The organism is Vibrio fluminensis (assembly GCF_015278125.1).
In the GTDB taxonomy this organism is placed as follows: Bacteria; Pseudomonadota; Gammaproteobacteria; order Enterobacterales; family Vibrionaceae; genus Vibrio; species Vibrio fluminensis.
Genome location: NZ_JADILO010000006.1, coordinates 123,766 through 149,145, shown reverse-complemented (window position 1 = coordinate 149,145; position 25,380 = coordinate 123,766). Strand labels below are relative to the sequence as shown.

Below are 25,380 nucleotides of genomic sequence, written 5' to 3'. Positions count from 1 at the left end.
ATTTGCTATTTTCTGCCAAGCGGTATCGGTTGTTATTTCGCGAGCTCGTAGTTTTCTTGCATTTCTTGTGGTGCAATACCGTACTCGTAATCAGCAAGGTAACCGTCTTTGTAGACCTTCATACCTTTGTCATCCCAGCTCACTTTGATCACCGCGGTTTTTCCGTCGGTTGAGCCAAGTAGTTCTAGCATCTCACTATCGATTTTAATCGCTTTGATGGTTGCGATGCGTTTGAATGGCTTAAATTCCGTTGAGGTTGGCAGTTCACCGTAAGTACCTGTCCAAACATCTTTTGGTACTAACCATTGGTTGTAGACATCACCCACAATTGGTTTGCTCATGCTCGCCACTACCACGTTATCGGTCATTACGTTACGTGTTTCCAGCGAGTAGCCACCTTTGCCGTCAGATACGTAAGTTGGGAAGTCTTGTCCCAGCTCCTGCTGAGTTGGTAAACGACCTAAAGTTGGCGCTTTTTTTACATACAATTCTGCACTTTCGAATTGCTGCATAATTTGTGGGATTTTTTGAAACTCAACTGGATCAGCAGCCGATGCGAAAGTTGGGAAAGAAAGTGCCGCAGAGATTGCAGCCAATACCAATGTTTTTTTCATGTTGTTGCTCGTTATTGTCGTTAATTGAACTCGGTGAGTCACCGAGTTATGCCATCGTATCGCTTTCAGTGGGCGAGCGAATAGGCTTGTCTTACGTGTGAGACTGGTATCACGAGCGGTAATAATAAGGAGAGAACGCAATCGTTTCACTAACTAAATGTAATTATTTCTCTTGAGATGAAAAAAAGCTGATTCCAAAGCGGAATCAGCTTATTTAGCAGAGCCTTAGCCTTACAGAATGACCGTTTTGTTGCCGTAGACAAACACGTGGTCATTCACCACTTTATTGAGCGCTTTACTCAATACGTTTTTCTCTACATCTCGTCCTGCTTGTGCCATGTCTTTAGCTGTAAAAGTATGGTCGACCGGAATGACATCTTGCTTGATGATTGGTCCTTCATCTAAATCATTAGTCACGAAGTGTGCCGTCGCACCAATGATTTTAACGCCACGGTCAAAGGCTTGTTGGTAAGGTTTTGCACCGATAAATGCAGGTAAGAAACTGTGGTGGATGTTGATAATTTTATGATGGTACTGCTCAACAAAGCCTGGTGTTAGCACACGCATATACTTAGCGAGCACCAGATAGTCTGCTTGGTATTGGTTAATCACGGTTAGCATCGCTTGTTCATGCTCTTCGCGTGACAAGCCTTCGTGACTCACATGGTGATAAGGGATATCGAATTTTTCGGTTAGCCCTTGCAGTGTGTCGTAGTTGCCGACGACTGCTGCAATATCAATATCTAAGCTGCCGTCGAAATTCTTCATTAGGATATCACCCAAGCAGTGCGCTTCTTTGGTGACCAAAATGACTACGCGCTTACGACTTGAATCGACTAGCTTGCGTTTTGCCCCAGTGGGTAATGCCTGATCTAAGTCTGCCAGAAAGGTATGATCGTTAAAGTAGCCTTCTAACTCGGTGCGCATAAAAAAGTGACCGCTTGAGTTATCCACGTACTCACTGTTATGAATGATATTTAGTTGATGTTTATAACAAATATTGGTGATCTTGGAGATAAGTCCAGGGGCATCAGTACAGTGCGTAAGCAGTGTTTTCTTTTCCATTTCGTATTTACTTCCGTGAATTATTTTTTTCGTATTCTGAAATTTTTCGGCGCTTCTGAAGGGTGAGCTGACCCGCAATAATAGCTTAACAATTAAACTAATATCGAGTGGAATTCAACAAATAATCTACTTAAAACAGAGTTGGTTAGACAATGTTGAAGTTTTCTTCCCTCATTGAGCGTCTTAAGGTGGTTGTTATGGATAAAGAACTATTAGCCCGTAAACTTTATAGCGAAAGAGTCACTAGCCTACTCGGTGACTGCCAGTTAGATGAATCTATATTGACCGAAATGTGGGAATCAAAGGCATCACCAAGTGACGCCGCACACGCTATGCTAGTGAGTAAAAATGAGTTTGATGGGCCAGCATGGTTATCGCGTTATCTTAATAAACGTTAACCGTTACACTGATATCGAACTTAAGCGCGACTTTTCAAGGTCGCGTTTTTTTTTGCTATCGAGGTATAATCAGTTCTAACTAAATTGCTTAACTCTGCATTCCAATGATCACAAAAACTTTTTCACAAGAAGGCGCTCTCGGGAAAGCGATACCGGGCTTTCAGCCTCGTCAAGCGCAGCTTGATATGGCGGAAGCGGTACGTAAAGCCATTAAAGATCAGAGCCAATTGGTGATCGAAGCCGGAACAGGTACCGGCAAAACTTTTGCTTACCTAGTGCCTGCATTGCTTAGTGGTAAAAAAACCATTATCAGTACGGGTTCGAAAAACCTTCAAGAGCAGTTATTTCACCGCGATCTTCCATTAATGACTTCTGCGTTGGGCTTTTATGGCCAAGTAGCGTTATTAAAAGGGCGAGCAAACTATCTCTGTATTGAAAGACTGGGTCGGCAGATGATTGAAAGCCATGGCACGCATACCGATCCGACGTTACTGACTCAATTGGTCAAAGTGCGCTCATGGGCATCAGAGAGTAAAAGCGGTGATTTGGGAGAATGTGATGCGATTGCAGAAGATAGCCCAGTTATTCCAACAATCACGTCGACCAACGATAACTGCTTAGGTAAAGATTGCCCGAACTACACCGAATGTTTTGTTCTGAAAGCACGTAAGAAAGCTTTAGATGCAGACGTAGTGGTCGTAAACCATCATCTGTTTATGGCCGATTTGGCGATTAAGGAGACAGGCTTTGGTGAGCTTATCCCTGAAGCCGAGGTGTTTATCTTTGATGAAGCGCACCAAATTCCTGATATTGCCAGCCAATACTTTGGGCAATCGCTATCAAGCCGCCAAATTCAGGAGCTTGCCAAAGATATCGAAATTGGCTATCGCACCGAAGCGAAAGATATGCGTCAATTACAAAAAGTGGCCGATAAACTGGTTCAGTCAGCAAGCGATTTGCGCATTTGTTTGGGCGAACCAGGTTTTCGCGGTAACTGGCGTGAGGCAATCAATTCTCCTTCCATCGCTAGAGAAGTTGAGCGCGTGCGTGAAGCGATTGATTTTGCGATAGAAGTGCTCAAGTTGGTACTGGGGCGAAGTCAATTGCTGGATGTGGCGTTTGAACGCGCTCATACCATCAAAGGGCGTATTGATCGCGTGTGTGATGTCTCTATCACGGGTTACTCTTACTGGTTTGATACCACCCCGCGCCATTTTAGTTTGCACATTACGCCACTGAGCGTGGCAGATAAATTCCATGAGCAGATCGAGCTTAAGCAAGGGACGTGGATCTTTACTTCGGCAACCTTGGCGGTAAACGATGATTTTGGGCACTTTACTTCGCGATTAGGGCTAAAGCCTTCGGCACAATTTTCCTTGCCTAGCCCTTTTGATTATCCAACTCAAGCTCGGTTGTGTGTGCCGCGCTATTTGCCAGAGCCAAACAGTCCTGGGCTGGCGGATAAGCTCGTCACTATGCTTGCTCCGCTAATCGAGCAAAACCAAGGGCGTTGTTTCTTCCTTTGTACCTCTCACAGCATGATGCGTGAGCTTGGTGAGCGCTTTCGTGAAGTGTTGAGCGTACCAGTGTTGATGCAAGGTGAAACCAGTAAACAAAAGACCTTAGCGGAATTTATGGAGCTAGGTAATGCCTTGCTGGTGGCGACTGGCGCCTTTTGGGAAGGGATTGATGTTAGAGGTGACACCCTGAGCTGTGTTATTATCGACAAATTACCATTTACCGCACCCGATGACCCGCTGTTAAAAGCGCGCATCGAAGATTGTCGCCTGAAAGGGGGCGATCCATTTGCTCAAGTACAATTGCCCGATGCGGTAATTACCTTAAAGCAAGGGGTGGGGCGATTGATTCGTGATAAGAAAGACAAAGGCGCGCTGATCATCTGTGATAATCGATTAGTGACACGTGAATATGGTGGAGTATTTCTTGCCAGTTTACCCGCCATACCTCGCACTCGTGATTTAGGGGTGATCGAGGACTTTCTACACCAAATTTCAGTAACAAATAATCAAGATTAGAGAATTCAATGAGCGCAAAGATTCTTGCCCTAGATACATCAACTGAGAACTGCTCAGTTGCACTACTTGTCGACGACCAAGTCTATGCACGTAGCCAAGTAGCACCACGTGACCACACTAAGTTGGTTCTGCCAATGGTCGACGAAGTGCTTAAAGAAGCGGGTGTTACCCTAGCAGAGCTTGATGCTTTGGCATTTGGTCGCGGACCAGGCAGCTTTACTGGTGTGCGCATTGGTATCGGTATTGCGCAAGGCTTAGCATTTGGTGCTGATTTACCTATGATTGGTGTATCAACACTAGAGGCAATGGCGCAGGGTACGTATCGTGTGAATGGCGCAACCCATGTAGCAGCGGCAATTGATGCGCGTATGAATGAAGTATACTGGGGTCGTTACAGCCGCCAAGAGACTGGTGAATGGCTAGCGACTGATGCTGAATGTGTGATTCCGCCAGCTACACTGTGTGAGCAAATTGCGGCAGATGAGCTGCAATGGACGACTGCGGGTACAGGTTGGGATGCGTATCAAGATGAGTTGGCAGCATTGCCACTAACGCGCGTAGCAGGCGATGTATTGTTCCCAGATGCACAAGATATTGTGCAGGTAGCCAAGCACATGTTTGCTAAAGGCGAGACAGTACCAGTAGAAGAGTCTAGCCCAGTTTATCTACGTGACAATGTGGCATGGAAAAAGTTGCCGGGTCGTGAGTAACTGATTAGCTAATTCATAGTCTACGGATGATAGGTGAATAGTATGGTGTCAATTAACGGATTACCTCCTTCTATACCGGGCTCGGGTAAAACCAATCGAGTCAATAAAAAGAACGGGGTAAAAAAAGCCCAACAGAAAGGGGATGTATCCCAACCTTCTAAGGTGGCTAATGCGGTTGCCCATACTATTCGACATGTACAAGAATCTGACATTCATAAGGCGCAAATTCAGTACGATCTTCCTGAAGGTCGTGGTCGCAAAGCAATGGAAGAGTACATGAGGGTGATGAATCAGGCAAAACGCGATGAACTGATTCAGATGCTGGGTGTCGATATCTATATATAAGTTTTGGCCCAACGGGCTTCGTGATTCGTTTCGCTATACTTTAGATAACCGATCAGATGAGTAGACCCAAACTATGAAAAATCTGCGTTTTATTAAGTCAGCCATTTGCGCGACTGCTTTGCTTGCTCTTACCGCTTGTTCTTCACTTCCGGAGCAATTAGCTTCAGATAATCCCAATGTAGTTACCGACTACGCGGCTTGGCAACAAGCGCCTAACCTCAACTCAGAAGTCCGTTTAGGTGGCGTAATTGCCAGTGTCGACAATCAAACCGAGCGCACTCGTATTGAAGTTGTCAATTTGCCCATTGACTCAGCAGGCAAGCCCGATCTTGACCAAGAGCCGAAAGGTCGCTTTGTCGTTTACCTACAAGGTTTCGAAGATCCAGTGGCATTTGCACCTGGACGCTTAATTACCTTTTTAGGCTCATCAAATGGCACGGAAGTATCACCTGTTGGTGAATTTGATTACGATTTTCCCGTTATGAATGCGCAAGGCTACCGTTTATGGAAAATTGAGGAGCGTGTCATTGTCAATGAAACTGGCAGTTACATTTATCCTTGTCGCGGTATCTATTGTCGCGATATCCACTACAGCACCCGTCAAGGTCGCATCATTCAAGACGTCAAATAAATGTTTCAAGAGACTCATTACCAACTGCTAGATACGAGGTTGGCAGCACGAGAAATTGGCCACGCCAACCAAACAGGCTTGACGGTTGTTTACTTACATGGCTGGTTAGATAATGCGGCTAGCTTTGAGACGGTAATGTTAGAGCTACATCAGCTTGCTCCTCACATACACCAATGCGCGATTGACTTACCTGGTCATGGTTTGTCCGAACATAAGTGTGATGGTAATTACTACCCATTTCATGACTATATTGATGACCTTTATCAGTTTTTGCTTAATCTTTCGCCAAACAAGTTAGTGTTAGTAGGACATTCGCTTGGTGCTTTGATTGCAAGTTGCTATAGTGCCGCCTTTCCTGAGCAAGTCTCTGCTTTAGTGCAGATTGAAGGCAATGGTCCACTGGCAGAATCGAGTGAAAAAACCGTGCAAAGGCTACGTGATGGCGTGATTAAACGTCGTCGAGTCCGCCACAAACCAGCACGTGAATTTGCTTCGATTGACGAGATCATTGAACGCAGAGCTTCGGTAAATCATGTTACAGCAGAGCAAATTGCTCCGATCGTGTGGCGTGGTGGCGAAGTGAGCCCAAAAGGGTGGCGCTTAAGACATGATATTAAGTTGCAAAGTGACTCTCTGTATCGAATGTCATTTCAACACGCTGAGCAAATTCGCCAGCAAATTGAGTGTCCCAATTGGCTGATTTTAGGTGAGCAAGGTTACCCTCACTTAACGCAAGATAGCGACAACTTAGCCAACGTTGCCTACATCGCAGGTGGACATCATTGCCATTTGCAGCAACCTGCCTTAACAGCGCAACAGATTTTTGCTTTAGTTAACAAAATTTAAACAAGTGTTTGAGCTTTAGGTGCTCGAACACTCAGCCTGTGTTGTAATACAGCATGAATGACGTGCCATAAAAAGCATGGTAACCCCTTGTGCAATATTGTGATGTTGCATACTGATGAAGCATGCCGATTTATCGAGTATGTGGCACCGTTACGGCGATAGAGTAACGTATTACAACACCTGTCTAATTCGAGGAGTAGTATCGTGGATAAACCTTGGTTATCTCGTTATCCAAGCGAAGTGCCTGAGCACATCAACCCAGACCAATATCCATCATTGGTAGAAATGTTTGAGCAATCAGTACAGAAATACGCTGATCAGCCTGCATTTATGAATATGGGTTCGGTAATGACCTTCCGTAAGTTGGAAGAGCGCAGCCGAGCTTTTGCCGCGTACCTACAAAACGATCTCAAATTACAAAAAGGCGACCGTGTGGCATTAATGATGCCAAACTTGCTGCAATATCCGGTAGCGCTGTTTGGTATCTTGCGTGCTGGTCTTATTGCGGTAAACGTTAACCCACTATACACGCCACGTGAACTTGAGCATCAATTGAATGACTCTGGTGCAAAAGCGATTGTTATCGTCTCTAACTTTGCCAATACCCTTGAGCAAATCGTTGATAATACGCCAGTTAAGCACGTCATTCTGACTAGTCTTGGTCAAATGCTACCTCGTGCTAAAGGAACCATCGTCGATTTCGTGGTGAAATACGTTAAAGGTATGGTGCCTAAGTACGATCTACCGGGTGCAATTTCAATGCGTAAAGCACTGCACAAAGGTCGTCGTCTACAGTACGTGAAACCATTTATGACTGGCGATGATATTGCCTTCTTGCAATACACCGGTGGTACAACAGGTGTTGCTAAAGGGGCAATTTTGACGCACCGCAACATGGTCGCAAACGTACTTCAAGCGAAGGGGGCTTATGGTCCTGTATTGTCTGAAGGTCGCGAGCTTGTTGTAACCGCGTTGCCGCTCTACCACGTATTCGCGCTAACAGTGAACTGCTTATTGTTCATTGAGATCGGTGGCCGCAACCTGCTTATCACTAACCCACGTGATATCCCTGGTTTTATTAAAGAGCTGCAAAAATACCCATTCACAGCCATGACAGGGGTAAACACTCTGTTCAATGCGCTAGTAAACAATGAAGACTTCCATGAGCTAGATTTCAGCAAGATGAAGCTTTCAGTAGGCGGCGGTATGGCTGTACAACGTGGTGTGGCTGAGCGCTGGAAAAAGATCACGGGTGTGCATCTACTCGAAGGCTACGGTTTAACCGAGTGCGCACCGCTAGTAACCGGTAACCCATACGATTTGACTGATTACACTGGTGCAATTGGTCTGCCAGTACCATCAACAGAAGTACGTATTGTTGATGAAGAAGGCAACCCATTACCAAATACGGAAGTGGGCGAGCTTCAAGTTCGTGGTCCTCAAGTAATGCAGGGCTACTGGCAGCGTACTGAAGCGACCAAAGAAGTCTTGACTGAAGATGGCTGGCTATCGACGGGCGACATCGTTAAGTTTGACGATGAAGGTTTGCTGTACATTGTTGACCGTAAGAAAGACATGATTCTTGTGTCAGGCTTTAACGTTTACCCGAATGAAATCGAAGATGTGGTTTCACTGCATGGTAAAGTGTTAGAAGTTGCCGCGATTGGTCAATCTCATGAAGTCTCAGGTGAAATCGTTAAGCTTTACGTTGTGAAACGCGACCCAAGCCTAACCAAAGAAGAAGTGATCGCGCATTGTCGTCAGCATTTAACTGGCTACAAGATCCCTAAACTGGTTGAGTTTAAGGATGATCTACCAAAAACGAACGTTGGTAAGATCCTGCGTCGCGTTCTTCGTGAAGAGAATGATGCAATTTTAGCGCAGAAGGCAGAAGCGAACGCTGAGTAAGCCAAGCAGCCCTGAATAAATAATGATAGAATGCCGGCAGACCATGCCGGCATTTTTAATGCGAGAATTAAGTGAACTATCAGATTATTACTCAAAGTGCAGAGCTAGAAGCTGTGTGCAAAAAAGCGCGAACTGTTGAAGCTGTAATGCTTGATACTGAGTTTGTTCGCACCCGTACTTATTACCCACAACTAGGTTTGATCCAGTTGTTTGACGGTGAAACACTCTCTTTGATTGACCCACTCGAAATCGAAGATATGAGCGCGTTTGTTGAGCTATTGAAAGATACTTCGGTAATGAAGGTTTTACATGCTTGTGGTGAAGACCTTGAGGTATTCTTCAATAGCTTTAAGTGCTTACCGCAGCCAATGGTTGATACGCAAATCATGGCGGCGTTCCTTGGCAACGGTTTGTCTACGGGTTTTGCGGCGTTAGTCGAAGCAAACCTTGGCGTGGCATTGGACAAGAGTGAGTCGCGTACTGACTGGATGGCGCGTCCGCTATCGCAAAAGCAGCTTGATTATGCCGCGGCAGATGTTTATTACCTAAAACCGCTTTATGAGAAGTTACTTACCGAAGTTGAACAAGCTGGCTGGTGGCAAGCGGCTAAACAAGAGTGTGAACTGATTGCGGCTAAACGTATCAAAACTGTGGATGCCGATAATGTCTATCTTGATATTAAAGGTGCGTGGCAGCTTAAACCACGTGAGTTAGCGATTCTAAAACCGTTGGCGACATGGCGCTATAAAGAAGCGTTACGTCGTGACTTAGCGCTTAACTTTGTGTTTAAAGAGAATGATTTGCTGACGGTTGCTCGTTTAGGTCTCACTAACCGCTACCAAATGGAACAAGAGGGCATGGATCCTCGTTCTGTGCAGCGACATAGTGCGCGCATCATCGCGCTAGTGAAAGCAGCAAAAATGACGCCAACAGAACAACATCCCGAGAAGATTGTTCGTTTGATGGACAAGCCTGGTTACAAGCAGCTGTTTAAAGTGCTGAAAGATGAAGTGAAGAAAGCATCAGATAGCAGTGGTTTAGCCAGCGAATTTTTGGCATCGAAAAAACAGCTTAACAGTGTGATCAGTTGGGTTTGGAAACGCAACCGAGACGAGAACAAACTGCCAGATGTAATGCAAGGTTGGCGTTTAGAGTTACTCGGTCAAAAGCTCGATAAGCTGATTAAATAGAGAACCAATTTAGGTTAATTAACTCTGCACATGGAAAGGCTGGGCAAACTCCCAGCCTTTTATTTTTTATGTTGTTGATTCGTATTAACGAGCCAAAACAATAGTTGCGGCAAGCAGGCAAAAGCCTCAGAATGTCGCACTTTTCAATCCGAGCTAGATTTCATCGTTTTGCTTGGTATGAACCACTTTATATTGAGAAACTAATTTATGGGTTTTACCTCACTCGCTCTTTCTACTGCAATTCTTAAAGCCATCAAAGAACAAGGCTACGATACTCCTTCGCCAATTCAAGCTAAGGCGATTCCAGCGATTCTTGAAGGCAACGACGTCATGGCAGCAGCTCAGACCGGGACAGGCAAGACCGCAGGCTTTACGCTACCAATTCTAGAGCGCCTTAATAATGGTCCACGTGTTAAGAACAATCATATTCGTGCACTGATCTTAACCCCAACCCGTGAACTTGCGGCACAGGTGCATGAGAACGTGCATAACTACAGCCGTTACCTTGATCTTAATTCTGCAGTGGTATTTGGCGGGGTTAAAATCAACCCACAGATGTTAAAACTGACTCGTGGTGTGGATGTGCTGGTGGCAACGCCGGGGCGTCTAATGGATCTTTACAACCAAAAGGCGGTTAAATTTGACCAGCTAGAAGTGTTGGTATTGGATGAAGCTGACCGTATGCTTGATATGGGCTTTATCCGCGATATTCGTAAAATTCTCGATTTATTGCCAAAAAATCGCCAAAATTTGCTATTTTCGGCGACGTTCTCTAATGAAATTCGCGATCTAGCCAAAGGCTTAGTCAACAACCCAATTGAGATCTCAGTTAACCCAGCTAACTCGACGGCGAAAACGATCGAGCAATTTATCTACCCAGCAGACAAGCGCAAAAAAGCGCCAATGTTGGTGAAGCTAATTAACGATGGTGACTGGCGTCAAGTGTTAGTGTTCTGTCGTACCAAGCATGGTGCCAACCGTCTTGCATTTTACTTAAATGGTGAAGGCATTACCGCGGCTCCAATTCACGGCAACAAGAGCCAAGGAGCGCGTACTCGAGCGTTGGCTGATTTTAAATCGGGCGAAGTGCGAGTATTAGTTGCAACAGACATCGCCGCACGTGGCATCGACATTCCGCAACTTCCGCAAGTGGTTAACTTTGAATTGCCTAATGTTTCTGAAGATTACGTGCACCGCATTGGTCGTACTGGCCGTGCTGGTGAAGTGGGTAAAGCAATTTCATTAGTGTGTAATGAGGAAGTCGCTGAGCTATTTGGTATTGAGCGTTTGATTAAACAAGTTCTGCCTCGTCTTGAATTAGATGGCTATAAAGCGGTAAACGAATTGCCTGAATCTGTATTGGATACACGTCCAATTAAAGCAAAAAAACCGAAGAAGCCTAAGAAACCAAAATCAGAGCATGCAGATGGTCAACGCTCAGGTGACAACGCTCGCGGTCATAAGCCTGCAAGCAAGAACAAGCGCCATTTTGGTGATAAACCGAGCGAAGGTAAAAAGCCAAATGCCAATAGTGGTAAGCCTAAAGCAAAAGGACAGGGCAAGCCTGCTAACAAAACTGGCCAAGGTAATGCGCAAGGTAAAGGTAATAATAACGGGCAAGCTAACCGAGCGAAATCAACGGATAATAATGGTGGTAACCGTTCACGCAATGGCGGCAAACCAAATGGTCAGGCAACGCGTAAGCCAGCACAAAACCGTAAGCCGCGCCCAGCAAGCGCAAATCGCGGCTAACGATTAGCGACGAACTTCGATTGAGAAAGCCCTGTGATATCACAGGGCTTTTTGTTTTTATTTCGCAAGAGCGCATATGCAAAAAAGGCTTCCCGAGGGAAGCCTTTTAAATCTGAGCTGCTAGTTAACCCGCGAGAACATCGGTCGCGACTTTGTAGCTTGGATCTTCTTTAACGTTGATCTCCACTAGGCTGCCTGCTTTATGTAGCAGGGCACGGCAATCTTGGCTCAGATGGCGCAAGTGCAGCGTTTTACCTACCGCAGCATAGCGTTCAGCTAGCGTTTCAATCGCTTCGATCGCAGAGTGGTCGGTGACGCGTGAATTAGCGAAGTCGACAATCACATCACTTGGGTCATTTTTCGCATCAAATAGCTCTAGGAAGTTTGCAGCACTACCAAAGAAGATAGGACCATGAACTTTGTACTCTTTTGAGCCATCTTCATTGATTTTGCTTGAAGCATAGATATGTTTCGCGTGTTCCCAAGCGAACATCAGTGCCGAAGCAATCACACCCACTGCCACAGCCACTGCAAGGTCAGTCAGTACAGTGACTACTGTTACTAGTACGATAACGAAGAAGTCTTGTTTTGGCACACGGCGAGCAAGCTTAAAGGTAGCCCATTCAAAGGTACCGATGACCACCATAAACATAACGCCAACGAGCGCAGCTAGAGGAATCATTTCAATCAGTGATGATGCGAACAGGATAAATACCAGCAGCATTACCGCCGCAACGATACCAGACAGGCGGCCACGACCACCGGAGTTCACATTGATCATCGATTGACCGATCATCGCACAACCACCCATCGCACCGAATACCGAACAAGTTATGTTCGCGAGACCTTGTCCCATACATTCACGGTTTGACTGACCACGTGTATTGGTCATTTCATCCAATACGGTCAATGTTAATAGTGATTCAATTAAGCCGATGGCCGCTAGAATAATCGCGTATGGCAAAATGATCTGCAGCGTTTCTAGTGTTAGCGGTACTTCAGGAATAGAGAAGGTAGGTAGAGAGCCTGCTAAAGTAGCTGCTTCGTCGCCTGACATAGTGCGTAGGAAGTCTACAACCGTGCGAGTATCCAGATCCAAGCCAACCACGAGCGCGGTCACTGTCACGATCGCAACCAATGAAGAAGGTACAGCTGTCGTCAGTTTAGGCAGGAAATGGATGATTGCCATAGTTAACGCAACTAGACCAAGCATTAGGAACATTTGGTCGTTTGGCAGCCATGTTAGCGCACCGCTGAGGTCTGGCGCTTTAAACTGTCCAAGTTGAGCTAAGAAGATAACGATCGCTAAACCATTTACGAAACCAATCATTACTGGGTGCGGCACCATACGGATAAACTTACCCAATTTAAAGATGCCAGCGGTAATTTGCAGAATACCTGCAAGCAAGATTGCCGCAAAAAGGTATTGTACGCCGTGAGTCGCAACTAGGCTAACCATCACAACAGCCATCGCGCCTGTTGCGCCAGAAATCATACCAGGGCGACCACCAAAGATTGAGGTTACAAGACCTACGATAAATGCCGCGTATAAGCCGACCATAGGGTCAACACCAGCGACAAAGGCAAAGGCTACTGCTTCAGGAACTAAAGCAAGTGCAACCGTTAAGCCTGACAACACGTCGTTTTTTACAGAGTGTTTTGAAAATTGTGGAAATTCAAACATATTTGCTCAGTTAGGCTAAGTGTTAATTTATATCCAAGTATCTAAACGTTACTCGGGTATATGGAGAATCTCTTCTTGATAAGTCACTGAAGCAAAGTTGGAATATAAAAGAGCAAAGTGACTAAATCATGATTCAGTTCGAGTCGGCGCATGCTACCGAAAACTGTGATTAAGTTCAAGAATAAACCAGATGTAAACCGATAAAAATGCTAAATATTTGTTATCGAGAAAGAGACTTTTTAGTAAAAGAAAAGGCTGCTATTACTAGCAGCCTTTCAGAGTGGGCTGTGAGATTAGAAGCCTGAAGGCTTCGTCATTCCCGAACCTGCTTGGCTCTTAGCGACTTGGCTACCTGCGCCTTTTGGCTGGTAGCGTTCAGTGCGCAAAGGTGCTGCATTGATAGTGATTTCTTTAAGCTCTTGTGTACCTGGCGCTTTGGCCATTGGTGCACTTGCGTGAGCTTTCACTGCATTTGCTAGTACAGCTTTCGCCACAGCAACTTTTGCTGGTGCAACCGCTTCTGTTGCGACAACTTCAGTTACTTGCTCAACAACCGCTTCTGTTGCGACAACTTCAGTTACTTGCTCAACAACAGTTTCTGTTACTTCTACTACTGGCGCAGTTTCTGTTTCAGTCACTTCTTGAGCGATTTCAACGGCTGGCGCTTCAACCACTGGTGCTGTTTCTACAACTTCAGCAACGATTGGCTCAGCGACCGTTTCAACTGGCGCTTCTACCACAGTAGGCTGCTCACGACGGATAATGACTTTACCCATTGCCATTTCAGGACAAGCGTAACCACCTAGAGTTGCCACGTTTGTTACTGCTGCTTCAATTGCTACAGTTTCCGTAACGACAGCTTCTGTCACTAGCGCTGGTTGTTGCTCTTTTGCTTGTTGAGAGCGAGGCGCTGGCTTAGAAAGATCGTAGCGAGGCATTACCTTACCCATCGCCATCTCTGGAGATGCAACACCACCTTTGCGCAGGCGGAAAGGGTTAGGGCGACGATCACGGCCGCGACGACGACGTTGACCACTTGCACGTAGATGGCGTGGAGAACGACGGTTACGACGTTGCTTGCCTTCTTGTGCATCGTCATTGTCAGTGTCAACCGCTTCAACGACTGGTTGCGCTTTCACAGGCGCTTGAGTGTCTACAACAGTAGCCTCTGCAACGGCAGCTTCAACAACTTGCTCAACATTTGTTTCATCAATCTGTTCAGCATTTGCTAGTTGGTCTTTAACGCGCACTTTTTTGCTTAGTTTACGACGTTGACGACGCTCTTTGACTTTCACTGCTTTTTCTTCAGCGCGTGTCTCAGGCTTGTCGACTTGCGCTTCTGCTGCAAGTTTTAGACCTTCTTCAGCAACTTTGCTTGGCTTCGCATCTTCACGCTTGTTACGGCGTTCTTGCTTCGGCTTGCGGTTCTGCTGTTTGCGTTCAGTTTGTTTCTGCTCAGTATTTGCTTCATCGCGTGCTGGCTTACGCTTGTTGTCGCGTTTGTCTTCACGATTGTCGCGGTTGCTGTCACGGTTAGAGTCGCGATTTCCGTCACGGTTACCATCACGGTTGTTGCGGCGACGCTGGTCACCACGTTCGTTGCGGTTGTTGCGACGATTGCGGTTATTGCGATTTGGTTTCTCTTTCTCAACAGTTTCTTCTTTCTTTGGTTCTTCTGTCTTGTCAGAACCGAAAATGAAGTTACCTAGAGCTTTAAAGAAACGACCGAATAGACCTGGCTGCTCATCTTTTGCTTCTTCCGCTTTTACCGGTGCCTTGGCTGCTGGAGCTTTAACAACTGGTGCTGGGGTTGGAGCAGATTGTGCAGGAGCGGCAAAGCCTTTAAGTGCAGGCTCTTCGATCTTTTTCGGTTTGTATTCTGTATCAGGCGTTTCTTTACCTTCTGCTTCCTTCATCGCTTCAAGCTTCTTAGGAAGTAGGTAAGAAAGTAGATCAACTTCTTCGCCTTCACGAACACGAATCACTTCAAAGTGCGGTGTTTCCATATCAGAGTTAGGAACTACCGTAATTTTCACTTCTTGGTTACGCTCAATATGGTTTACAGAGCGACGTTTTTCGTTCAATAGGTAAGAAGCGATTGGCACAGGTACAACAGCTAAAACTTGTGAAGTGTTGTCTTTTAGTGCTTCTTCTTCAATCAGACGAAGAACAGAAAGTGCAAGAGATTCGTTGTCACGGATAACGCCAGTACCTGTACAGCGAGGACAGATATGGTGGCTTGCTTCTGCTAGAGAAGGGCTTAGACGTTGACGAGACATCTCAAGTAGGCCAAAGCGAGAAATGCGACCGATTTGTACGCGTGCACGGTCCATACGGACAGCGTCACGTAGACGGTTTTCAACTTCGCGTTGGTGGCGAACTGGTGTCATATCGATAAAGTCGATAACCACTAGACCACCAAGGTCACGTAGACGTAGCTGACGAGCGATTTCATCGGCTGCTTCTAGGTTGGTATTAAGCGCGGTCTCTTCGATATCGCCGCCTTTCGTCGCGCGAGCAGAGTTGATGTCGATTGAGGTTAGTGCTTCAGTTGGGTCGATTACGATAGAGCCACCAGAAGGCAGACGAACTTCGCGTTGGAACGCAGACTCGATCTGGCTTTCGATTTGGTAGTGGCTAAATAGTGGAACCTCACCATCGTATTTCTTAACTCGGCTTACGAAATCAGGACGAACTAGACGAATGTGGTCGAGCGCACGCTCATACATTGTGTTGCTGTCAATCAGGATTTCGCCGATATCACGACGCAAGTAATCGCGGATCGCGCGAACGATAACGTTACTTTCTTGGTGAATTAGGAAAGGTGCTGGGTTCGAATCAGACGCTTGTTTAATTGCACCCCAGTGGTTTAGAAGAACATTTAAGTCCCACTCTAACTCTTCTGCACTTTTGCCAACGCCAGCCGTACGAACAATAAGACCCATGCCTTGAGGCAGTTCTAGAGTACTTAGTGCCGCTTTTAGTTGCGTGCGCTCATCACCTTCGATACGGCGAGAAATACCGCCAGCACGAGGGTTGTTTGGCATTAATACAAGGTAACTACCCGCTAAAGAAATAAACGTGGTTAGTGCAGCACCTTTGCTGCCACGTTCTTCTTTCTCCACTTGGACGATTACTTCTTGACCTTCGGTAAGCACTTCTTTAATGCTTGGACGGCCTTGATAAGAGTAACCTTCAGGGAAGTATTCGCGAGCAATTTCTTTTAGAGGGAGGAAACCGTGTCTTTCTGCGCCGTAGTCTACGAAGGCAGCTTCAAGACTAGGTTCGATTCGAGTGATACGTCCTTTGTAGATGTTTGCTTTTTTGGATTCATGGCCTGGGCTCTCGATATCAAGATCGAATAAGCGTTGACCATCCACTAAAGCAACGCGCAACTCTTCTTTTTGAGTTGCGTTGATTAGCATTCTTTTCATTTAAAAATCTCGTTGTCATTTTTTATGTGCTTGTTGCTTAGCTTTCTCTTTTCACGGTGCCAGATCCCATGGTTTGAACGGTGCAGCCTCCCGGCTGGAGGGATGCTCTGGGGCACTCCAGTTCTCACAAAACTTTGCTTGTGAGCCGCGATATCGGCGGAATTTACTCAACATGAAAGGTGACGAGTAGAGCAACAAGTTAGCCAATGTTCGAAAGGTCTTACGCCGTGTGCTGCACTTTCTATTTATCAGCAATCTACTCTTTTATTGCTTTGTTGTTTCGGTTAGTACAAAAGTCAACCAAATCAATCATCGCAGGTGTGAACTATAGCAGTACCCACCTAACACAGCAATCTGCTTTATAGCAAATCGCTAAAGAATCGAGTTTTATTTTTCGTAACCAACTGTATTGTAATACTTTTGATTGAGATAACATTAGTTTTATAAATGGGCAATAGAAAAACAGTTCGTAGTTCGATTGAAAACAAGTAAACTGACTGTTTGTTGCCAAGAAAATGTGATTTTGCGCAGCGTTGAGTGATAGAATAGCCGCATGAGTGAAATAAGAACCCAAGTCCAGTTTGTCGATATTGATTCTGACATGGCTGGTCAGCGTATTGATAATTTTCTACGCAATCATTTAAAAAGTATCCCTAAAAGCATGGTTTACCGCATCCTTCGTAAAGGAGAGGTTCGTGTAAACAAAAAACGTGTTAAAGCTGAGTACAAGCTACAAGCGGGTGATTTAGTACGAATTCCACCAGTAACAATGGAAGAAAAAGCAGAGGAAGTCGCGCCAAGTACCAAGCTAAATAAGGTGGCAGAGTTAGAACATATGATTATCCATGAAGATGAACATATGTTGATTCTGAACAAGCCTTCAGGCACGGCTGTGCATGGTGGCAGTGGTTTGAAATTTGGTGCGATTGAAGCGTTACGCGCATTGCGTCCACAAGCCCGTTTCTTAGAATTGGTTCATCGCATTGACCGAGACACTTCAGGCATTTTGTTAGTGGCGAAAAAGCGATCAGCTCTACGTCATCTGCAAGCTCAATTCCGCGAAAAAACCGTACAGAAATACTATTTTGCATTAGTGATGGGCGAGTGGAAACCAAGCTGTAAAGTGGTCAACGCGCCGCTGTTGAAAAATGAAGTCAATAGCATTGTGCGTGTTAACCCAAATGGCAAACCGTCAGAAACGCGCTTTAAAGTGTTGGAAAAGTTTGCAGATGCAACTCTAATCCAAGCGAGCCCAATTACCGGTCGTACACACCAAATTCGTGTGCATACCCAATATACCGGCCACCCAATTGCATGGGATGATCGTTATGGTGACCGCCGCTTTGATGCCTACACAGGTAAAGTAGGGCTTAACCGTTTGTTCTTGCACGCAGCAAACATCAAGTTTGTTCACCCTGGCACTGAAGAGCAGATGGAAATCAACGCGCCAATGGGCGACAAGCTTGAGAAAGTGTTGGTTGGGTTGAGAAAGCTTGCTTGATTAGCGAACGCTCAGCGCATTGGCGCTGGCTTACGAAACGTCAGCAATCATGCTAACTCACGGACAACGGAATTGATAGTGTCTTACCCGTAACGAAGTGTTCCGTAGTGAAGCGTTCTGTCTTCCCGCATCCAAAAAGAAAGGTCGCATCAAGCGACCTTTCTTTTTACAAAACCCTAAAACCTTCCGCTTCTAGCATATCAATCAAATCAATCAGCGGTAGCCCGACTAACGTATTTGGGTCTTTACCTTCCAAGCGTTCGAACAGGGCAATGCCAAGACCTTCACTCTTGAAACTGCCTGCGCAGTAGAAAGGTTGTTCCTTGTCGACATAGTTTTCGATTTGCTGTTGGCTTAGTTGGCGAAAATGGACCGTGAACGTATCCAACTTAGAGGTAACCGTCGCTGTTTTAGAGTTGTACAAAGCTAAACCAGTATAAAAAGTGATGCTTTTGCCACTTTGACGAGTTAATTGCTCGATAGCTTTGTCTCGAGTGTGGGGTTTACCAATAATTTCGCCATCGATGACACACACTTGGTCACTACCTATGACTAGGCTATCTTGCTCAATGTGGCATGATTGGGCTTTGCCCTCGGCAAGGCGCAGCACTAGCTCGCTTGGTTGCTCGTTAACCAGCGGTGTTTCATCACAATCTGGCGTTGCGGTGATAAAAGAGACTGCTAGTTTATTGAGCAGTTGCTGCCTAAATGGCGAAGTGGAGGCTAAAACTAGTTGGTAATTTGTCATTTTAATTTACAATTGTAGCTTGCTTGGAAAACAGCTTAATCGAAGTTATGACTGTTCGCCTAGCCTTAGTAATCGAAAGGAAAAAAAGTAAAACTTTTTGCCCTTTTTCTTTGACTCTAAACAATTTGGAAGATAGAATTTGCGCCCTATGCAAAAGGTAAAAATACCGCGAACGGTTGACCCCGCACGAGAAGCTAAAAAACGATTGGATTATGAAGGTATTATTCAGACCAGTCTTTTCAAGCGTTTAAGCGAAGCAACTGAAGGCGTAAAACGTGACGCGCAAGTCTCATTGTCATTTGGGCTTGATGAACAGCGACTCGTCGTTATCTCTGGTAAAGCTAACGTCGAAGTTGATTTAGAGTGTCAACGTTGTAATGAGGTTTTCGCACATCAGTGTGAAGTCCAATTCACTTATACTCCTGTTTACAGCGAGAAGAGTGAAGAGGAAGCACCGGAAGAGTACGATTTGGTAGATCTAAACGAGTACGGTGAGTTAGACCTGATTCAACTAGTTGAAGACGAGTTCATCCTTGGATTGCCACAAGTAGCAATGCACGACGAAGCGGACTGTAGCGTTAACTCAAATAATATGGTGTTTGGTGAACTTCCTGAAGAAATTGAGGAAGAGAAAAAACCGAATCCATTTGACGTTTTAAAAAGCTTGAAGAAGTAATTCTTTAAGAATTTACATAGGAGTAGGGTCAATGGCCGTACAAAAGAGCAAGAAATCACGTTCAATGCGTGGCATGCGTCGTTCACACGATGCGCTTACTACAGCTGCACTATCTGTAGACGCAACTTCAGGTGAAACTCACCTACGTCACAACGTGACTGCCGAAGGTTACTACCGCGGCAAGAAGGTTATCAACAAGTAAGGTTGACCTTTGCAAAATATTACCGTTGCACTTGATGCAATGGGCGGAGACTTCGGTCCTCGCGTAACAGTGCCTGCCGCCGTGCAGGCACTGTCGCATTTCCCAGAGCTAAAAGTGATCTTATTAGGTGATCGGACTTCGATCACAACTCAATTATCCTCTCTTGGTTATCAGCCAGATACTCGCTTGAGTATTAAACACTGTGACCGGGTGATCTCCAATTCGGAAAAACCTTCCCTCGCGCTTCGTAACGGACAAAACAGTTCTATGGGTAAAGCCATTGATCTTGTTTCTGTCGGTCAGGCAGACGCATGTGTTAGCGCAGGTAATACTGGCGCGTTAATGGCTCTGTCACGTTTTCGTCTTAAACTGTTACCGGGTATTGAACGTCCTGCATTGATTTCGGCATTGCCAACCATTTCTGGCAATCGTACTTGGATGCTAGATTTGGGCGCGAATGTATCAAGCGATGCAGACTCACTATTCCAGTTTGCGGTGATGGGAAGCGCGTTAGCCGAGCAGTATTTAGGCAGACCACCAAAAGTGGCTATCTTAAATATTGGTGCGGAAGAAATTAAAGGCAATGATCTTGTCAAACGCTGTGCAGAAATGTTATCACAGACTGAGTCGGTAAATTTTATTGGCTATATCGAAGGTAATCAGTTGTTTAATGACTATGCCGACGTGGTGGTGTGTGATGGCTTTGTTGGCAATATCTGCCTTAAGACCAGTGAAGGCACAGCCCAGCTTTTTATAGATAAGTTGAAAAACTACATGATGGCCTCATCTATAAAGGGTTGGATAGCAAGAAAATTGTTTTCTGGGTTAATTAATGAACTAAAAACATTGAACCCCGACCAGTATAACGGTGCAAGTTTGCTAGGATTGCGCGGCATTGTAATAAAAAGCCACGGAAGTGCAGATGTAGAGGCGGTCGTGAATGCCATCGGCGAAGCCCTACACGAGGTCAAACGACAGGTACCAAGCCGTATAAGCGATCGTTTGGAAGCGGTTTTACTCGAGAGGCATTATTAGTCTTCATGTTTAGCAAAATTTTAGGTACTGGCAGCTACTTGCCATCTCAAGTGCGTACTAACGCAGACTTAGAGAAAATGGTAGATACAACCGACGAGTGGATCGTTGCACGTACGGGCATTAAAGAGCGCCGTATCGCTGCTGAAAACGAGACCGTTGCCGACATGGGTTATCATGCTGCTGTGAACGCGATTGATATGGCGGGCATTGATAAGAACGATATCGATTTGATCATCGTTGCGACAACGAGTAGTAGCCACACTTTCCCTTCAGCGGCATGTCAGGTTCAAGCGAAGCTGGACATTAAAGGCTGCCCTGCATTTGATTTAGCAGCAGCGTGTTCAGGTTTTGTTTACGCGCTGTCAGTGGCTGATCAGCATATCAAAACGGGTATGTGTAAAAATGTACTAGTGATTGGTGCTGATGCTCTGTCGAAAACGTGCGATCCAACGGACCGCTCAACCATTATCTTGTTTGGTGACGCTGCGGGCGCAGTCGTGCTAGGTGCAAGTGAAGAGCCAGGCATTATCTCTACGCATATTTATGCGGATGGCGCCTTTGGTGATCTGCTAAGTCTTCCTGTTCCTGAGCGTGGCAAAGACGCGGACAAGTGGCTGCATATGGCAGGCAACGAAGTGTTTAAAGTGGCAGTAACTCAGCTTTCTAAACTAGTGAAAGACACGCTTGAAGCAAACAACATGCACAAGTCTGAGCTAGATTGGTTGGTGCCACACCAAGCGAACTATCGCATTATTTCTGCGACAGCGAAGAAGCTTTCTATGTCGCTTGATCAAGTGGTGTTAACCCTTGATAAACACGGCAACACTTCTGCGGCAACCGTGCCTACAGCATTGGATGAAGCAGTTCGTGATGGTCGTATTAAACGTGGTCAAACTCTTCTACTAGAAGCGTTTGGTGGCGGTTTCACTTGGGGCTCAGCACTGGTTAAGTTCTAAGTACAGGATTCCAATTTAAGATGCACTTAGGTGCATCTTTCTTTCTTCTCTTTGTTTTAAGGAAAACAACATGAGCAAGTTTGCTATCGTATTTCCAGGTCAAGGTTCTCAAGCAGTAGGTATGCTTGCAGAGCTTGGCGAACAATATGACGTAGTTAAACAAACTTTTGCCGAGGCTTCTGATGCTCTAGGTTACGACCTTTGGGCGCTGGTTCAAAATGGTCCAGCAGAAGATCTAAACCAAACTCACCGTACTCAACCAGCTCTACTTGCATCTTCTGTTGCTATTTGGCGTGTATGGCAAGAGCTTGGTCTTGAGCAGCCTGTAAACCTAGCGGGTCACAGCCTAGGTGAATACTCAGCGCTAGTATGTGCGGGTGTTATCGATTTTAAACAAGCAATCAAATTAGTTGAGCTACGTGGTCAACTGATGCAAGAAGCAGTACCTGCAGGTACGGGTGCAATGTACGCAATCATCGGTCTAGATGATGAGTCAATTGCAAAAGCTTGTGAAGAAGCGGCTCAAGGTGATGTTGTTTCACCAGTAAACTTCAACTCTCCTGGTCAAGTTGTTATTGCAGGTAGCAAAGAAGCAGTAGAGCGCGCTGGCGCACTATGTAAAGAAGCGGGTGCCAAGCGTGCGCTACCACTTCCTGTTTCTGTTCCGTCTCACTGTGCACTAATGAAACCAGCAGCAGACAAGCTTGCGGTTGCACTAGAAGAGATCGAATTTAACACGCCTCAGCTACCAGTTATCAATAACGTTGATGTAGCAGCAGAAACTGATCCGGCTAAGATCAAACATGCACTCGTTCGTCAGCTATACAGCCCAGTACGCTGGACTGAGAGTGTGCAGCTAATGAGCGAGCAAGGCGTAGAGAAACTGCTTGAAGTTGGTCCTGGTAAAGTTCTTACTGGCCTAACTAAACGTATCGTTAAAACGCTAGATGCAGCAGCAGTAAACGACATTGCTTCTCTTGAAGCGGCTAAATAATCTGCTGTCGATTAAGCAAAAGGAACGTAAATAATGATGAATCTAGAAGGCAAGATTGCCCTAGTAACTGGTGCTAGCCGTGGTATTGGCCGCGCAATCGCTGAGCTTTTGGTTGAGCGTGGCGCAACAGTAATCGGTACTGCAACGTCTGAAAGCGGCGCAGCTGCAATCAGTGAGTACTTGGGTGAGAACGGTAAAGGTCTTGCACTAAACGTGACTGACGTTGAGTCTATCGAAGCGACGCTAAAAACCATCAATGATGAGTTTGGTGTGATCGATATTCTAGTGAACAACGCTGGTATCACGCGTGATAACCTACTGATGCGCATGAAAGATGATGAGTGGAATGACATCATCGATACTAACCTAACGCCAATCTTCCGTATGTCTAAAGCGGTTCTACGTGGCATGATGAAAAAACGCGCAGGTCGCATCATCAACGTAGGTTCAGTAGTGGGTACTATGGGTAACGCTGGTCAAACTAACTACGCTGCAGCAAAAGCGGGTGTGATTGGTTTTACTAAATCTATGGCACGTGAAGTGGCTTCACGTGGCGTGACTGTTAACACAGTAGCACCTGGTTTTATCGAAACTGATATGACTAAGGCACTAAATGATGACCAACGTGCAGCAACGTTAGCGAACGTTCCTGCAGGACGTTTAGGTGACCCTCGTGAGATTGCGTCGGCTGTTGCATTTTTAGCATCGCCAGAAGCGGCATACATCACAGGTGAAACTTTGCATGTTAACGGCGGCATGTATATGGTTTAATAGCACTGTTTCTACATGGATACGTGAGGAACTTGCTTGCTTCTCGCGACAAATCTGTAAAACTTGCTATTAGCTTGCACAAGATTTGTGCATGATATAAGTCAAAAATGTATTGAATTTCGGTTAAAATCGCTAAAATTGTGGTTTGACCAGCAAGGTCCCCCTTGCAACTTTCAATAGTTCTAATAAACTACGGAATCATCGCATTGAGCGAAATCTGTAAAGGAAAAGAAAAAATGAGCAACATCGAAGAACGCGTAAAGAAAATCATTGTTGAACAGCTAGGTGTAGACGAAGCAGAAGTTAAAAACGAAGCTTCATTTGTTGATGATCTAGGTGCTGATTCTCTAGACACTGTTGAACTAGTAATGGCTCTAGAAGAAGAATTCGACACTGAGATTCCAGATGAAGAAGCTGAGAAGATCACTACTGTTCAAGCTGCAATCGACTACGTGAACAGCGCTCAGTAATCTCTCCCCCCAGGCGGCCTTCTGGCCGCCTGCGTTTTTTTATAACTCATCTATATCTCTCATAGAATCATTTCATTTCCGGAGAATAAAATCGTGTCCAAGCGTCGTGTTGTTGTCACTGGCATGGGTATGTTGTCACCGGTAGGCAACACTGTAGAATCATCATGGAAGGCCCTGCTAGAAGGTCAAAGTGGTATCGTTAATATCGAACACTTTGATGCTACTAATTTCTCTACTCGCTTTGCAGGTCTTGTTAAAGATTTTAACTGCGAAGAGTACATGTCTAAGAAAGATGCTCGTAAAATGGATCTATTTATCCAGTACGGCATTGCAGCTGGTATTCAAGCTCTAGACGATTCAGGCTTACAAGTTAACGAAGAGAACGCAGCGCGCATCGGCGTCGCTATCGGTTCTGGCATCGGCGGTCTAGACCTAATCGAAACTGGTCACACAGCTCTAGTGAGCAAAGGCCCACGTAAAGTTAGCCCATTCTTCGTACCATCAACCATCGTCAACATGGTTGCAGGTAACCTATCTATCATGCGTGGTCTTCGTGGTCCTAACATCGCTATCTCAACAGCGTGTACAACAGGTCTACACAATATCGGTCATGCTGCACGTATGATCGCTTACGGTGATGCTGATGCAATGGTAGCGGGTGGCTCTGAGAAAGCTTCTACGCCACTAGGCATGGCGGGTTTCGGTGCTGCGAAAGCACTATCAACTCGTAACGATGAGCCACAAAAGGCTTCTCGTCCATGGGACAAAGATCGTGACGGTTTCGTACTAGGTGACGGTGCCGGCGTGATGGTACTTGAAGAGTACGAACACGCAAAAGCGCGTGGCGCTAAGATTTACGCAGAGCTTGTTGGCTTTGGTATGTCTGGCGATGCTTACCACATGACTTCACCAAGTGAAGACGGTTCAGGTGGTGCGCTAGCGATGGAAGCGGCAATGCGTGACGCGGGTATCACTGGTACTCAAGTTGGTTACGTAAACGCTCACGGTACATCGACTCCAGCGGGCGATGTAGCGGAAATCAAAGGTGTTAAACGTGCTCTTGGTGAAGAGGGTGCTAAACAGGTTAAAGTGTCTTCAACTAAATCTATGACTGGTCACCTACTAGGTGCAGCGGGCTCAGTTGAAGCGATCATTACTGTTCTGTCTCTTGTTGACCAAATCGTTCCACCAACGATCAACCTAGATAACCCAGAAGAAGGCCTAGATATCGACCTTGTTCCACATGTGGCGCAAAAAGTTGATATGGAATACGCTATCTGTAACTCTTTTGGTTTCGGTGGCACTAACGGTTCTCTTGTATTTAAGAAGATTTAAGCAAGAAACTGATCCGAATCTGTGATAAAACGGCCTGATACTTTGTTATCAGGCCTTTTTTTTGCCAATTGGGACAACT

The 25,380-nt window shown here is 45.6% G+C and carries 23 protein-coding genes; 18 read left to right on the top strand and 5 right to left on the bottom strand.

The features are described 5' to 3' along the window. Positions 1-32 precede the first annotated feature (32 nt). Together IRQ95_RS06910 and purU are read right to left on the bottom strand one after the other, a co-directional pair. The gene (locus IRQ95_RS06910) at positions 33-614 is read right to left on the bottom strand and encodes a hypothetical protein (protein WP_194436251.1); all 582 of its coding nucleotides are present in this window, start codon (positions 612-614) and stop codon (positions 33-35) included. A 231-nt stretch (positions 615-845) separates the two neighbouring features. Further along, on the bottom strand, positions 846-1,679 hold the full coding sequence (gene purU / locus IRQ95_RS06905) for a formyltetrahydrofolate deformylase (RefSeq protein WP_194436250.1): 834 nt from the start codon (positions 1,677-1,679) through the stop codon (positions 846-848). A 197-nt stretch (positions 1,680-1,876) separates the two neighbouring features. Here purU and IRQ95_RS06900 point away from each other — a divergent pair, with 197 nt between their 5' ends. From IRQ95_RS06900 to IRQ95_RS06860, 9 genes are all read left to right on the top strand, one after another. Beyond that, positions 1,877-2,077, top strand: a complete 201-nt coding sequence (locus tag IRQ95_RS06900; RefSeq protein WP_194436249.1) for a hypothetical protein — start codon at positions 1,877-1,879, stop codon at positions 2,075-2,077. 104 nt (positions 2,078-2,181) lie between these two features. After that, positions 2,182-4,113, top strand: coding sequence for a DNA repair helicase YoaA (yoaA, locus tag IRQ95_RS06895; protein WP_194436248.1), 1,932 nt, complete (start codon positions 2,182-2,184; stop codon positions 4,111-4,113). A gap of 8 nt (positions 4,114-4,121) precedes the next feature. Next, positions 4,122-4,823, top strand: coding sequence for a tRNA (adenosine(37)-N6)-threonylcarbamoyltransferase complex dimerization subunit type 1 TsaB (gene tsaB, locus IRQ95_RS06890; protein WP_194436247.1), 702 nt, complete (start codon positions 4,122-4,124; stop codon positions 4,821-4,823). Positions 4,824-4,865: 42 nt separating this feature from the next. Further along, positions 4,866-5,168 carry a chromosome partitioning protein ParA gene (locus IRQ95_RS06885; protein ID WP_194436246.1) on the top strand — a complete coding sequence of 101 codons (303 nt, stop codon included), beginning with the start codon at positions 4,866-4,868 and terminating at the stop codon, positions 5,166-5,168. A gap of 73 nt (positions 5,169-5,241) precedes the next feature. Further along, on the top strand, positions 5,242-5,799 hold the full coding sequence (locus tag IRQ95_RS06880) for a Slp family lipoprotein (protein WP_194436245.1): 558 nt from the start codon (positions 5,242-5,244) through the stop codon (positions 5,797-5,799). Further along, complete coding sequence (locus IRQ95_RS06875) at positions 5,800-6,645, top strand: alpha/beta hydrolase (protein WP_194436244.1); 846 nt, start codon at positions 5,800-5,802, stop codon at positions 6,643-6,645. It abuts the gene before it with no gap. A 204-nt stretch (positions 6,646-6,849) separates the two neighbouring features. After that, positions 6,850-8,553, top strand: coding sequence for a long-chain-fatty-acid--CoA ligase FadD (gene fadD / locus IRQ95_RS06870; RefSeq protein ID WP_075648749.1), 1,704 nt, complete (start codon positions 6,850-6,852; stop codon positions 8,551-8,553). A 71-nt stretch (positions 8,554-8,624) separates the two neighbouring features. Continuing rightward, positions 8,625-9,743 carry a ribonuclease D gene (gene rnd, locus IRQ95_RS06865; RefSeq protein WP_194436243.1) on the top strand — a complete coding sequence of 373 codons (1,119 nt, stop codon included), beginning with the start codon at positions 8,625-8,627 and terminating at the stop codon, positions 9,741-9,743. 207 nt (positions 9,744-9,950) lie between these two features. Then, positions 9,951-11,495 carry a DEAD/DEAH box helicase gene (locus IRQ95_RS06860; protein ID WP_194436242.1) on the top strand — a complete coding sequence of 515 codons (1,545 nt, stop codon included), beginning with the start codon at positions 9,951-9,953 and terminating at the stop codon, positions 11,493-11,495. A gap of 124 nt (positions 11,496-11,619) precedes the next feature. Here IRQ95_RS06860 and IRQ95_RS06855 read toward each other — a convergent pair whose 3' ends face one another. Beyond that, entirely contained in the window at positions 11,620-13,179 is a 1,560-nt protein-coding gene (locus tag IRQ95_RS06855) for a SulP family inorganic anion transporter (protein WP_194436241.1), read from the bottom strand. 293 nt (positions 13,180-13,472) lie between these two features. Beyond that, positions 13,473-16,613 (bottom strand): ribonuclease E, encoded by a 3,141-nt coding sequence (gene rne, locus IRQ95_RS06850; protein ID WP_194436240.1) that lies wholly within the window; start codon positions 16,611-16,613, stop codon positions 13,473-13,475. A 553-nt stretch (positions 16,614-17,166) separates the two neighbouring features. On the opposite strand from rne, the gene rluC reads away from it, so the two are divergent. Beyond that, the gene (gene rluC / locus IRQ95_RS06845; RefSeq protein ID WP_194436239.1) at positions 17,167-18,114 is read left to right on the top strand and encodes a 23S rRNA pseudouridine(955/2504/2580) synthase RluC; all 948 of its coding nucleotides are present in this window, start codon (positions 17,167-17,169) and stop codon (positions 18,112-18,114) included. A 166-nt stretch (positions 18,115-18,280) separates the two neighbouring features. On the opposite strand, the gene IRQ95_RS06840 is transcribed toward rluC, so the two are convergent. Further along, positions 18,281-18,862, bottom strand: coding sequence for a Maf family protein (locus IRQ95_RS06840; protein WP_194436238.1), 582 nt, complete (start codon positions 18,860-18,862; stop codon positions 18,281-18,283). Positions 18,863-19,010: 148 nt separating this feature from the next. On the opposite strand from IRQ95_RS06840, the gene yceD reads away from it, so the two are divergent. The 8 genes from yceD to fabF all read left to right on the top strand — a co-directional run bounded on the left by yceD (position 19,011) and on the right by fabF (position 25,301). Continuing rightward, positions 19,011-19,538, top strand: a complete 528-nt coding sequence (yceD, locus tag IRQ95_RS06835; RefSeq protein WP_194436237.1) for a 23S rRNA accumulation protein YceD — start codon at positions 19,011-19,013, stop codon at positions 19,536-19,538. Between the two features lie 31 nt (positions 19,539-19,569). Then, the gene (gene rpmF, locus IRQ95_RS06830; protein WP_004414666.1) at positions 19,570-19,740 is read left to right on the top strand and encodes a 50S ribosomal protein L32; all 171 of its coding nucleotides are present in this window, start codon (positions 19,570-19,572) and stop codon (positions 19,738-19,740) included. Between the two features lie 9 nt (positions 19,741-19,749). Then, entirely contained in the window at positions 19,750-20,775 is a 1,026-nt protein-coding gene (gene plsX / locus IRQ95_RS06825) for a phosphate acyltransferase PlsX (protein ID WP_194436236.1), read from the top strand. Positions 20,776-20,780: 5 nt separating this feature from the next. Continuing rightward, complete coding sequence (locus IRQ95_RS06820) at positions 20,781-21,731, top strand: beta-ketoacyl-ACP synthase III (protein WP_075648740.1); 951 nt, start codon at positions 20,781-20,783, stop codon at positions 21,729-21,731. Between the two features lie 70 nt (positions 21,732-21,801). Next, positions 21,802-22,725, top strand: coding sequence for an ACP S-malonyltransferase (gene fabD, locus IRQ95_RS06815; protein ID WP_194436235.1), 924 nt, complete (start codon positions 21,802-21,804; stop codon positions 22,723-22,725). A gap of 36 nt (positions 22,726-22,761) precedes the next feature. Then, positions 22,762-23,496, top strand: coding sequence for a 3-oxoacyl-ACP reductase FabG (gene fabG, locus IRQ95_RS06810; RefSeq protein ID WP_075648780.1), 735 nt, complete (start codon positions 22,762-22,764; stop codon positions 23,494-23,496). Positions 23,497-23,732: 236 nt separating this feature from the next. After that, a complete protein-coding gene (acpP, locus tag IRQ95_RS06805) occupies positions 23,733-23,966 on the top strand; it encodes an acyl carrier protein (RefSeq protein ID WP_004406112.1) in 234 nt (77 codons plus the stop codon). Between the two features lie 93 nt (positions 23,967-24,059). Continuing rightward, entirely contained in the window at positions 24,060-25,301 is a 1,242-nt protein-coding gene (gene fabF / locus IRQ95_RS06800) for a beta-ketoacyl-ACP synthase II (protein ID WP_194436234.1), read from the top strand. The last annotated feature ends 79 nt before the right edge of the window (positions 25,302-25,380 follow it).

Coding starts and splice junctions, on each gene's coding strand:
- IRQ95_RS06910 (WP_194436251.1), bottom strand. CDS start 614: ATGAAAAAAACATTGGTATTGGCTGCAATCTCTGCGGCACTTTCTTTC.
- purU (WP_194436250.1), bottom strand. CDS start 1,679: ATGGAAAAGAAAACACTGCTTACGCACTGTACTGATGCCCCTGGACTT.
- IRQ95_RS06900 (WP_194436249.1), top strand. CDS start 1,877: ATGGATAAAGAACTATTAGCCCGTAAACTTTATAGCGAAAGAGTCACT.
- yoaA (WP_194436248.1), top strand. CDS start 2,182: ATGATCACAAAAACTTTTTCACAAGAAGGCGCTCTCGGGAAAGCGATA.
- tsaB (WP_194436247.1), top strand. CDS start 4,122: ATGAGCGCAAAGATTCTTGCCCTAGATACATCAACTGAGAACTGCTCA.
- IRQ95_RS06885 (WP_194436246.1), top strand. CDS start 4,866: ATGGTGTCAATTAACGGATTACCTCCTTCTATACCGGGCTCGGGTAAA.
- IRQ95_RS06880 (WP_194436245.1), top strand. CDS start 5,242: ATGAAAAATCTGCGTTTTATTAAGTCAGCCATTTGCGCGACTGCTTTG.
- IRQ95_RS06875 (WP_194436244.1), top strand. CDS start 5,800: ATGTTTCAAGAGACTCATTACCAACTGCTAGATACGAGGTTGGCAGCA.
- IRQ95_RS06860 (WP_194436242.1), top strand. CDS start 9,951: ATGGGTTTTACCTCACTCGCTCTTTCTACTGCAATTCTTAAAGCCATC.
- IRQ95_RS06855 (WP_194436241.1), bottom strand. CDS start 13,179: ATGTTTGAATTTCCACAATTTTCAAAACACTCTGTAAAAAACGACGTG.
- rne (WP_194436240.1), bottom strand. CDS start 16,613: ATGAAAAGAATGCTAATCAACGCAACTCAAAAAGAAGAGTTGCGCGTT.
- rluC (WP_194436239.1), top strand. CDS start 17,167: ATGAGTGAAATAAGAACCCAAGTCCAGTTTGTCGATATTGATTCTGAC.
- IRQ95_RS06840 (WP_194436238.1), bottom strand. CDS start 18,862: ATGACAAATTACCAACTAGTTTTAGCCTCCACTTCGCCATTTAGGCAG.
- yceD (WP_194436237.1), top strand. CDS start 19,011: ATGCAAAAGGTAAAAATACCGCGAACGGTTGACCCCGCACGAGAAGCT.
- rpmF (WP_004414666.1), top strand. CDS start 19,570: ATGGCCGTACAAAAGAGCAAGAAATCACGTTCAATGCGTGGCATGCGT.
- IRQ95_RS06820 (WP_075648740.1), top strand. CDS start 20,781: ATGTTTAGCAAAATTTTAGGTACTGGCAGCTACTTGCCATCTCAAGTG.
- fabD (WP_194436235.1), top strand. CDS start 21,802: ATGAGCAAGTTTGCTATCGTATTTCCAGGTCAAGGTTCTCAAGCAGTA.
- fabG (WP_075648780.1), top strand. CDS start 22,762: ATGAATCTAGAAGGCAAGATTGCCCTAGTAACTGGTGCTAGCCGTGGT.
- acpP (WP_004406112.1), top strand. CDS start 23,733: ATGAGCAACATCGAAGAACGCGTAAAGAAAATCATTGTTGAACAGCTA.